At 58.5% G+C, this 1,995-nt stretch carries 1 protein-coding gene and 1 pseudogene; both read left to right on the forward strand.

Going from position 1 to position 1,995, the window contains the following annotated elements; all coding sequences use genetic code 11:
• Positions 1-167, forward strand: a pseudogene (locus tag RTY00_RS24190) (rhizopine-binding protein); the annotation flags it as partial.
• 211 nt (positions 168-378) lie between these two features.
• The gene (locus RTY00_RS24195; protein WP_312666661.1) at positions 379-1,830 is read left to right on the forward strand and encodes a methyl-accepting chemotaxis protein; all 1,452 of its coding nucleotides are present in this window, start codon (positions 379-381) and stop codon (positions 1,828-1,830) included.
• Positions 1,831-1,995 lie beyond the last annotated feature (165 nt).

Below are 1,995 nucleotides of genomic sequence, written 5' to 3' on the forward strand. Positions count from 1 at the left end.
AGAACGGCAAAATGACGCTGACCATTTTCCAGGATGCAAAAGGGCAGGCGACCGGCGCGGTGCAGGTGGCTAAAGCGCTGCTGGAGAAACAGAAAGTGCAGGAGTTTAACTGGATTCCGTATCAAACCATTACGCCTGAGAACTACGCGCAGTTTGCGGCTAAGTAGCTGTTTCCCCTCACCCTAACCCTCTCCCGCAAGCGGGAGAGGGGACCGTTCGGTGCCTGCTGGGGTGAGGGCCCGATCACAGATCCCGCTATCATTAATTACCGCAACTAAACTTTCTCGCCGCTTCGCCGATATTTTTCACCACTGAGTCCGTGCGCTTTGCCCCACGATTTTGGGGCTCTACGATCAACTTCTGGTGTGGAAAAATGTCATGATCGCAACGCCCTTGTCAGGCCCGGCAGCTTCGCCGGTGGAGATGGTTTCGCTCAAACGTATCGCTCAGCGCGCGGATAGCCTGGCGGTGATCCTCAGTTGGGCGCTGTTGCCGATCGCTCTTGGCGTTGGCTGGCTCAATGACAGCGTGCTGGTGGCGCTGATTGCCGGCTTAGTGTTGGCGCTGCTGGCGACGTTTTTCGGTACCGCACTGCGCGGCACGCTCACTTCACGGCTGGTGTTATCCACGCTGTTAATCGGCTGGGCTGGCTTGCTGATTCAGGTTGGCGGCGGCGAAACCGAGTATCACTTCTCGGTGTTTGTGTTGATGTCAGCGCTGCTGGCGTGGCGCGATGTGCGCCCGTTATTGATGGGTGCTGCGGCGGCCGCCACGCACCATGTGTTGTTCAATTATCTGCAGGAAAATGACCTGTTCGGCGTGGTGGTGTTCCATCATCCGGGCTGGGACATGGTGTTTTTCCATGCGCTGTTTGTGGTGGTGCAAACCGCGATGCTGCTGGTGATTGCGCGCCAGATGGCTGCGGATGCGCGCTCCGCTAGCGAAGTGGCGCAGCTGGCGGCCCACATCAATCAGCAAGCCGGTTATCTCACGCTGAGTGCCGATACCCAGCAGAGTGAAACCCCTTTCGCGCGCACCTTCAGCACTACGCTCGGCACCATGCACGGCACCTTGCATCAGGTAAGCGACGGCGTTGGCCTGTTGCTGGCGGAGTCCGACAGCATTCTTGAACGCAACGCCGCGCTCTCAACGCGTACCGATGAACAGGCGCAGGCGCTGGAAGTGGCGGCCAGCGCCATGACGGAAATCAGCATCGCCGCCAGCTTAACCCGCGACAAAGCGCAAAGTGCGCGCGAGCTGGCGAGTGAAACCCGCGCGGTGGCGACGCGTGGTGAAGAGAACATTCAGTCGGCGATTCGCTCGATGGAGAAAATCAGCGAAGAGTCGAGAAGGGTGAAGATCATTCTGGAGCTGATCGACGGCATTGCGTTTCAGACCAATATTTTATCGCTGAACGCGTCGGTGGAAGCAGCGCGCGCCGGTAATCAGGGACGCGGTTTCGCCGTGGTCGCCAGCGAAGTGCGTAATCTGGCGATGCGCAGCGAAAGTGCGGCGCGCGAAATCCGTCAGCTGATGGATGCCAGTTCAACCAGCACCGAACACGGCACCGTGCAGGTGGAGCATGCGGCGCAAACCATGCGCGAGATTCATAGCAGTATTAGTGGGTTATCGCAGCTGGTGACGGAACTGTCGGAGATGAGTGAGCAGCAGAATTTGAGCATTGAGCAGATTCAGCAGAGCATCAATAGCATCGATCACAGCGTGCATCATAACGTGCAGCACGTGGCGGAAACGTTGCAAGTGGCGCAGCAGCAACAGCAGCAGGCTAATGCGCTGAAGCAGGCGATTTCGTTGTTTAGGTTGGGATAGAAACGTCATGGCGTAATGCCGATCAGTTAAGCGCAGAGCGGCATTACGCCATCTGCTGAGGTAGTTGCAGCACTTTCGTGCGGCGACCGAGCAAAGGGCGTCTGGCCACACCCTCTGCACTCCCGGGCCTTGCGCCAGCCCAACCCGCCGCTGCGCGGTACCTTC

The sequence above is a fragment of the Pantoea sp. CTOTU49201 genome (assembly GCF_032054795.1).
Lineage (GTDB): Bacteria > Pseudomonadota > Gammaproteobacteria > Enterobacterales > Enterobacteriaceae > Pantoea > Pantoea symbiotica.